Source organism: Nocardioides sp., from assembly GCF_024509035.1.
Lineage (GTDB): Bacteria > Actinomycetota > Actinomycetes > Propionibacteriales > Nocardioidaceae > Nocardioides.
Genome location: NZ_JANINT010000108.1, coordinates 1 through 7,714, shown reverse-complemented (window position 1 = coordinate 7,714; position 7,714 = coordinate 1). Strand labels below are relative to the sequence as shown.

Below are 7,714 nucleotides of genomic sequence, written 5' to 3'. Positions count from 1 at the left end.
GTGCCCTTGGAGAGCTTGTAGCCGGCGTACTCCGGCTGGGAGCTGAACACCACGCAGGAGTTCAGCATGATGATCGAGCCCTTGGCCTCGGCGAGCGCGTCGGCGAACAGCGCCGAGAGCCGCAGCGGCGCGAAGACGTTGGTCTCGTTGACCTTCGCGAGCTTGCGCGGCTCGATCTGGGTGATCGGGTCCATCGGCGGGATCGTGAACGCGTTGTTGATGACGCAGTCGACCCGGCCGAACGCCTCGAGCGTCTTGTCGCGCAGGTTGACCCGCGAGTCCTCGTCGGTGACGTCGGCGACGACGCTGACGACCTTGCCGCCGTAGCCCTCCAGGTCGGCCTGGAGCTCCAGCAGCCGCGACTCGGTGCGGCTGGCGATCACCAGGTCCGCGCCCATCTTCGCGGCCTCCTCGGCCAGCGCCCGGCCCAGGCCGGGGCCGATGCCGGAGATCACGATGACCTTGCCCCGCAGCAGCGGCGCCGGCTCGTAGCGCTCCTCGATCGAGGTGTCGTGGGCCTCGGCGTATCCCAGGTCGGTCATCAGCTCAGCATCCTTCGGGCGACGGAGCGCTGCCGAGCGGCGATCCGCTCGGCGTACTGCTCGGTGGTGAGGGGGGTGAAGTGCGGCAGCCGGCTCGGTACGTCGGCGGTCTTGACGACCTCGACGACCGGGCCGTCCTCCGGGCCCAGGTCGCGCTCGAGGCGCTGCCAGCGCAGCATGATCGAGCCGGTGCGGTGGCCGGTGGTCTCGAGCCAGTTCGCGATGGGGGCGCCGCCCGGGGGCGTCTCGGAGATCACGAACCGCATCAGCCCGTCGGGGTCGGTGACCGCCTGGGCCTTGGTCAACGAGGTCTGGTGGGTCTCGTAGTCGGTGGAGATGTACCAGTCCGAGCCGATCTGGATCGCCTGGTAGGCGCAGTCGGTGCACTCGGGCACCGTCACGATCAGCGCCTCGTCGTCGGCGAGGTCGTAGTGGCCGATGGAGGAGCGCTGGGAGGACAGACCGCCCGGGGTCGACTGCGGCGCGGTCGGCTGGTTGGCCGGCTCCTTGCGCTCGAAGAACTGCGGGAACGCCAGCCAGGTCTGGATCGAGCCGGTCAACAGCTTGGCGGCGACCTCGTACTTCCGCTCCAGCCGGTGGCGGGTCAGCGGGGCGGCCGGGAGGCCGACGGTGTCGGTGCGCTCGATCCAGATCCGGCCGCGCTCCTCGGTGTCCCAGTCGTTGAAGACCTCGCGCACGATCATCGTCTTCGCGCCCGGCTCGGCGACGTAGGTGAACTCGAACGACCCGTCCTCGGCGATGTCGAGCTCGCGGTCGTCGAACGCGAGCATCGACGTCGCCGCGGAGTCGGCCGTGTAGGCGCCGCCCATCACCTGGAAGGACAGGTCGGCGCTGGTGCCGCGCACCCCGCGCACGACGTACTCCACGCCCTCCTTGAGGTAGGCGTTGAAGTAGATCGCGTCGGGGTTGTCCAGGCCCTGCCGGGAGAACTGGTGGGTGGGGTTGATGAACAGCGGCCGCTCGAGGTCGTGGTCGAAGGCCATCTGCATCGCCATCCGGATCCGGCCGGCGAGGTAGTCGTAGCCCTCGAGCAGGTCCTGCTCGGTGCGGATGAACGGCGCGCTCTCGATGAGCTTCTCCGCCTCCGCGATCGCGTCCTGGAGGGGGCGGGTGAGGTCGCCCATCAGCCTGCCTTCGCGATGATGTTCTCGGCGTACCGCTCGAGGTGCTCGATCTTCTTCTCGAGCGGCTCGGTGTCGGGGCCCTTGATGTAGGGCACCCGGAACCCGACGATGCAGTCGGTGACGCCCTTGTCCTCCAGGCGCTTGATGCCGTCGAGGTCGTAGGCGTCGTAGGAGATGACGTGCACCTCGAAGTCGTCGCGGGTGTCGCCCTCCTCGGCGCGGATCTCCGCGAGCCGGGTGAGCAGCCGGTCGAGCTCCTCGCCGTCGCCGCCGGCGTGCATCCAGCCGTCGCCCTTGCGTACGGCGCGGCGCAGCGCGGCGTCGGCGTGCCCGCCGACCAGCAGCGGGATCTTCTCCGAGGCGCCGGGGCACTGCTTGAGCTCGTCGACCTCGTAGAACTCCCCGGAGTAGGAGAAGAACTCGCCGGTCGTGAGCCCGCGCAGGATGTCCATGCACTCGTCCATCCGCTTGCCGCGCTTCTCCCACGGGACGCCGAGGTTGGCGAAGTCCTCGGGCCACGGCGAGATGCCGACCCCCAGGCCGAGCCGGTTGTTCGACAAGAACGCCAGCGAGGAGGCCTGCTTGGCGACGAGCACCGGCGGGCGCACCGGCAGCTTCAGGACGAACGGCGTCAGCCGCAGGGTCGTGGTGTGCGCGAACAGGTGCGCGCAGAGCACCATCGTCTCGATGAACTCCTTGCCCTCGAGGAACTCCCGGTCGCCGGTGTCGGTGTAGGGGTACTTCGAGTCGGAGTCCTTGGGGTAGATCAGGCTGTCGGCCACCGTCATCGACGTGTAGCCCGCCTTCTCGGCCGCCTGGGCGAGCGGCGCGTAGTACGTCGCCTGGGTCATCGCCTCGGCGTAGGTGAATCGCATGGGCACACAGTAGAACGTGTTCCAGTTCTGTGCCAGAGTTCGGGGGTGGACCTCCAGGAGATCAGCGACCGCCTCGAGATCGAGGGCGTGATCGTGCGCTACACCCGCGCGATCGACACCGGCGACTGGGATGCGCTCGACACCGTCTTCACCCCCGACGCCGAGATCGACTACACCGAGTCCGGCGGCGTCGCGGACACGTACGCGACCGTGAAGCCGTGGCTGGCCGAGGTGCTCCCGGCGTTCTTCCCGAAGCGGATGCACTCCCTCGCGCAGGTCGACATCCGGTTCGAGGGCGGGGACGAGGCGCTCGCCACGGCGTACTTCCACAACCCGATGCCGATGGACGATGGCGCGGGCGGGACCAAGGTCGTCGAGTTCGGCGGTCTCTACCACCACACGATGGTGCGCACCCCCGACGGCTGGCGCAGCCGCAGGCTCCACGAGGAGATCGTCTGGAAGCGTGGGATCTGAGCCGTGGCGCTGCCCAAGGAGAAGCCGCAGGGGCTGGACTCCCCGCTGACCGCGAAGATCATCAAGTACGGCGCCCGCGCGCAGGTCCGGGCGTTCCGACTCACCAACGGGCGCGTCGGATCGAAGTGGCGGATCGGCGCGGGGTTCCGCAAGCCCGTCCCGACGCTGCTGCTCAACCATGTCGGTCGCAAGTCCGGCCGGACGTTCACCACACCGCTGCTCTACCTCGAGGACGGCGGCGACCTGGTCATCGTGGCCTCGCAGGGCGGACTCCCCAAGAACCCGCAGTGGTACCCCAACCTGATGGCGCAGCCCGACGTGACCGTCGAGCTGCGCGGCGAGGGCGTGCGCACCGTCCGTGCCCGGACGGCTGATCCTCGGGAGCGCGCCGAGCTGTGGCCGCGCCTCGTGGCGCTGTACGCCGACTTCGCCACCTACGCGGCGTGGACCGATCGCGAGATCCCCGTGGTGGTGCTCGAGCCCCGCTGACCCCGCGGGCCGGGCGTCGACGGGACGACGTTTGGTCGGCCTTGCCCGAGCGATGACAATGGGGAGGACGTACCGTCACGAACCGGGGGAGATCGCCGCGTGTCCGAACAGCTGCCCGATGGTCCCGACGAGGGACACCCGATCGCCGCAGGGCTGGTGGCCCTGGTCGGGGTCGGTCTGGCAGTGGGCCTGATCCTCGGCGTTGTCGTGCTCGCCGGCACCAAGGTGCTCGGCTTCGGCGGCGGTGACGGGAGCGGCGGGTCGACCTCCGAGCGGTCGATGTACCTGCCGAAGCCCGAGAAGACCCCGATGGAGTCCGGTCCCCAGATCACGCTCGCGCCCGGTGCCTCGAGCACGCCGGGCTCCGGTGATCCCTCGGCCGATGCCACCAAGTCGTCCAAGCCCGCGAAGCCGCGCAAGCAGATCTCGCTGTCGGCCGGCGCGACGTCGGCCGGCCCGATGGAGTCCTTCAACCTGACGGGTGTCTATCCCGGCGGTGAGGGCGCGATCTTGCAGGTGCAGCGCTTCGAGGGCGGGGCGTGGACCGACTTCAACGCCACCGGGTCGGTCAGTGACGAGACCTTCCAGATCCCGATCCAGACCAGTCAGCCAGGGGTCAACCGGTTCCGCGTCGTCGACACCGACGGCGGGTTGGAGTCCAACGAGGTCAGGATCACGATCGGCTGAGGCTGCGGCTCGTACCGGGGGCGACGCAGCCGCAGCCGCAGACGCCCGGCGATCGCGGGCTGTCCGGCCATGATGCCGACGAGCACCATCGCCATGCCGAGCGCCTGAGTGGGACCGAACGCCTCGCCCGCGAGCGCGATCCCGACGATCGTGCCGGCGACCGGGTTGAGCAGGCCCACCAGCGACACCGCCGCGGCGGGGAGCTGGCGCAGGCCCTGGAACCACAGCGCGTTGGCGACGACGGTCGCGATCAGGCCGAGGTAGACGAACCCGCCCACGGCGCGCAGGTCCAGCGGCGGCGGAGCGCCCTCGACGACGAGGGCGACCGGCAGCAGCACGAGCCCGCCGGCGACCAGCTGCCAGGCGGTGAACGTCAGCATGTCCACCGGCGGCGTCCAGCGCTTGATCAGGATGTAGCCCAGCGACGACATCGCGACGGCGGCGAACGACGCCAGCACGCCGAGCGGGTCGACGACCGCGCCACCGCGCAGCACGAGCAGGGCCACGCCGGCGAACCCGACGGCCGCGCCGAGGAGCGACCCGACCTGCGGGCGCTCGCGGACCAGGCCCCACGCCAGCAGCATCATCATCACCGGCGCGGTGGCGGTGAGGGTGGCGGCGAGGCCCCCGGGGAGGCGGTAGGCCGCCACGAAGATCAGCACGAAGAACGCGCCGACGTTCAGCGTGCCGAGCAGCAGGGCCCGCCACCACCACTCGCCGCGCGGCAGCGTGGGCCGGAAGGCGAGCAGCAGCAGCCCGAACGGCAGTGCCCGCACCATCGCGCCGAACAGCGGCCGGTCCGGCGGCAGGTAGGTCTCGGTCACGTAGTAGCCCGAGCCCCAGGTGATCGGGGCGATCGCAGTGAGGCTCAGCACGCGCCAGTTAGTTTCCACGGAAAGGATAATAGTTTCCGTGGCAGATATATTCCAGCCATGGCTGGAGACCTCGATCACGTCGGCTGGATCATGGCGCAGTGGCGCACCGAGCGCCCCGACCTCGATGTCTCGCCGCAGGGGATCATCGGCCGTCTGCACCGGCTCGCCGCGCATCTCGACGAGGAGCTGGAGACCGTCTACCGCAAGTACGACCTCGGCCACGGCGAGTTCGACGTGCTTGCGACGCTGCGCCGCTCGGGGGCGCCGTACGAGCTGGCGCCGAGCGACCTCGCGGCGCAGACGATGGTCTCCTCGGGTGCGGTCACCAAGCGGGTCGACCGCTGCGTCGAGCACGGCTGGGTCACCCGCCGGGTCGGCGACTCCGACGCCCGCAGCCGCGTCGTCGCGCTGACGCCCAGCGGCCTCGACCTCATCGACCGCGCCTTCGAGGCCCACATGGCCAACGAGCACCGCCTCGTCGGCCTCCTCGACGACCTCGAGCGCACCCGCCTCGCCGGCCTCCTCGAGAAGTGGGGCCGCGCCCTCGGCGCCTGATCGACTCGGCTCCCTCAGCTCAGCTGGGGATCCAGTCGAAGGTGTCCGGGTTGGGGCCGGTGCGACCGGCCTCGCCCTTGTCGAGGCCCGAGATCGCGGCGACCTCGTCGGGGGTGAGGGAGAAGTCGAAGATCTCGAAGTTCTCGCGCATCCGCTCCTCGCGCATCGACTTGGGGAACACGATGTCCCCGCGCTCGATGTGCCAGCGCAGCGTCACCTGCGCCGGCGTCTTGCCGTGCGCCTCGGCGATCTCGCCGATCACCGGGTCGCCGAGCACGCCGCCCTGGGCGATCGGCGACCAGGCCTCGACGGCCACCTGGTGCCGATGCGAGGCCGCGCGCGCGTCCTCGTTGGTGAAGTAGGGGTGCACCTCGATCTGGTTGACCACCGGCAGCACGCCGGTCTCCTCCACGATCCGGTCGAGGTGGGCCGGCTGGAAGTTCGAGACCCCGACCGACGCCGCGCGCCCGTCCTCGACGAACGACGCGAGCGTCTTCCAGGTCGAGACGTAGTCGCCGTCGTACTGCGTCGGCAGCGGCCAGTGGATGAGGAACAGGTCGATGCGGTCGAGCCCGAGCTTCTCCAGCGTCTCGTCGAACGCGCGGCGCGCGTCGTCGGGCCGGTGGAAGCCGTTGTTGAGCTTGCTGGTGATGTAGAGCTCCTCGCGCGCGATGCCGGAGGAGCGGATCGCCTCGCCGACGCCGGCCTCGTTGCCGTACATCTCGGCGGTGTCGATGTGCCGGTAGCCGACCTGCAGCGCGGTGGCGGTCACCTCGGCGGTCTGCTCCGGCGGCACCTGGAAGACCCCGAAGCCGAGCTGCGGGATGGAGGTGCCGTTGTTCAGGGCGATGGACGGAACAGTGATGTCTGGCATGTCTGGCCTCAACCTCTCTCGGGCGGAATCATTCCCCCGGTGACCGATCCTGCTCCTGCCTACACCGACTACGACACCCGGCTCGGTGCCTACGCGATCGTCGTCGACGACCGGCGGCGGCTGTTGCTGGCCTACTGGCGTGAGGCGGCCCGATGGACGTTGCCGGGCGGCGGTGTGGAGCTCCACGAGTCGATCGAGGAGGCCGCGGTGCGCGAGGTGGCCGAGGAGACGGGGTACGCCGTGGGGCTGACGCGGCTGCTGGGCGTGGACAGCCTGGTGGTGCAGCCCGACCGTCGGGTCTCCGACACCGATCGCGTGCTGCGCATGGTCGGGGTGATCTACGAGGCCCGGGTCGTGGGCGGCGAGCTCACCCACGAGGTCGACGGGTCGACCGACGAGGCGCGGTGGGTCCCGGTCGACCAGGTGTCGGAGCTGGACCGGGTGGAGCTCGTCGACGTGGCGCTGCGCCTGTGGCGAGATCAAGCCTGAGCGACAGCCTCCGGGGCCAGTGCCAGGTCGACCAGCAGGTCGGCGTGCGCGGTGGCCGAGTCGATCGTCGGCAGCGGCGCCTGGTCGGGCCCGACGAGCAGGCCGATCTCGGTGCAGGCCAGCGCGACGGCGTCGGCGCCCCAGTCGGCGAGGTCCTGCATGGCCTCGACGTAGCTCTGGCGCGATGCGTCGAGGAACCGGCCCTGGGTGATCTCCTCGAAGATCACCCGGTCGATCTCGGCGCGGTCGTCCGGACCCGGGATGACCGCCTCGATGTCGTGGGTCCGGAGCCGGTCGCGGTACCACGACTCCTCCATCACCCACGACGCCCCGAGCAGGCCCATCCGCGTCCACCCCGAGCGCCGCGCGACCGCGGCCACCGCGTCGGCGATGTGCACGGCCGGCACCGAGACCGCGGCCTCGACGGCCGGGAACACCTTGTGCATGAGGTTGGTGGCGATCGCGACCAGGTCGGCGCCGCTCTGCTCGCAGCGGCGGCCGGCCTCGGCGAGCAGCTCGCCGGCTCCCGTCCAGTCCTCGCGCAGCTGGTGGTCGCGGACCTCGGCGAAGTCCAGGGACTGCAGCACGATGCGCGCGGACGCGTGGCCGCCGAGGCGGTCGGCGACCTGCTCGTTGATGCGGCGGTAGTAGGCCTCGGTCGAGTGCCAGGACATGCCTCCGATGAGGCCGATGGTCAGCATGCGTCCAC

At 70.4% G+C, this 7,714-nt stretch carries 11 protein-coding genes; 5 read left to right on the top strand and 6 right to left on the bottom strand.

Translation table 11 applies throughout. The features are described from left to right. The 3 genes from Q0L15_RS08920 to Q0L15_RS08910 all read right to left on the bottom strand — a co-directional run. A partial coding sequence (locus tag Q0L15_RS08920) for an SDR family NAD(P)-dependent oxidoreductase (protein WP_296603745.1) occupies positions 1-542 on the bottom strand: 542 nt, incomplete at its 3' end. Then, on the bottom strand, positions 542-1,687 hold the full coding sequence (locus Q0L15_RS08915) for a hypothetical protein (RefSeq protein ID WP_296603744.1): 1,146 nt from the start codon (positions 1,685-1,687) through the stop codon (positions 542-544). The genes Q0L15_RS08915 and Q0L15_RS08920, both read right to left, overlap by 1 nt. Next, positions 1,687-2,562, bottom strand: coding sequence for a TIGR03619 family F420-dependent LLM class oxidoreductase (locus tag Q0L15_RS08910; RefSeq protein WP_296603743.1), 876 nt, complete (start codon positions 2,560-2,562; stop codon positions 1,687-1,689). Before Q0L15_RS08910 ends, Q0L15_RS08915 begins: the two co-directional genes overlap by 1 nt. A gap of 45 nt (positions 2,563-2,607) precedes the next feature. Here Q0L15_RS08910 and Q0L15_RS08905 point away from each other — a divergent pair, with 45 nt between their 5' ends. The 3 genes from Q0L15_RS08905 to Q0L15_RS08895 all read left to right on the top strand — a co-directional run bounded on the left by Q0L15_RS08905 (position 2,608) and on the right by Q0L15_RS08895 (position 4,212). Beyond that, on the top strand, positions 2,608-3,036 hold the full coding sequence (locus tag Q0L15_RS08905; RefSeq protein WP_296603742.1) for a nuclear transport factor 2 family protein: 429 nt from the start codon (positions 2,608-2,610) through the stop codon (positions 3,034-3,036). Between the two features lie 3 nt (positions 3,037-3,039). After that, positions 3,040-3,525, top strand: a complete 486-nt coding sequence (locus tag Q0L15_RS08900) for a nitroreductase family deazaflavin-dependent oxidoreductase (protein ID WP_296603741.1) — start codon at positions 3,040-3,042, stop codon at positions 3,523-3,525. Between the two features lie 99 nt (positions 3,526-3,624). Next, a complete protein-coding gene (locus tag Q0L15_RS08895; RefSeq protein WP_296603740.1) occupies positions 3,625-4,212 on the top strand; it encodes a hypothetical protein in 588 nt (195 codons plus the stop codon). Here the strand turns inward: Q0L15_RS08895 and Q0L15_RS08890 are convergent. Continuing rightward, positions 4,131-5,105: an EamA family transporter gene (locus tag Q0L15_RS08890; protein WP_296603738.1), complete on the bottom strand. Its 975-nt coding sequence runs from the start codon at positions 5,103-5,105 to the stop codon at positions 4,131-4,133. The genes Q0L15_RS08895 and Q0L15_RS08890 overlap by 82 nt on opposite strands. A gap of 39 nt (positions 5,106-5,144) precedes the next feature. Between Q0L15_RS08890 and Q0L15_RS08885 the strand changes: the two genes are divergently transcribed. Continuing rightward, on the top strand, positions 5,145-5,642 hold the full coding sequence (locus tag Q0L15_RS08885) for a MarR family transcriptional regulator (protein ID WP_296603736.1): 498 nt from the start codon (positions 5,145-5,147) through the stop codon (positions 5,640-5,642). Between the two features lie 19 nt (positions 5,643-5,661). On the opposite strand, the gene Q0L15_RS08880 is transcribed toward Q0L15_RS08885, so the two are convergent. Then, positions 5,662-6,516: an aldo/keto reductase gene (locus Q0L15_RS08880; RefSeq protein WP_296603735.1), complete on the bottom strand. Its 855-nt coding sequence runs from the start codon at positions 6,514-6,516 to the stop codon at positions 5,662-5,664. Between the two features lie 39 nt (positions 6,517-6,555). Between Q0L15_RS08880 and Q0L15_RS08875 the strand changes: the two genes are divergently transcribed. Further along, complete coding sequence (locus Q0L15_RS08875) at positions 6,556-7,005, top strand: NUDIX domain-containing protein (protein WP_296603733.1); 450 nt, start codon at positions 6,556-6,558, stop codon at positions 7,003-7,005. Here the strand turns inward: Q0L15_RS08875 and Q0L15_RS08870 are convergent. After that, the coding region (locus Q0L15_RS08870; RefSeq protein ID WP_296603731.1) for an amino acid racemase at positions 6,996-7,714 on the bottom strand (719 nt) is incomplete at its 5' end. The genes Q0L15_RS08875 and Q0L15_RS08870 overlap by 10 nt on opposite strands.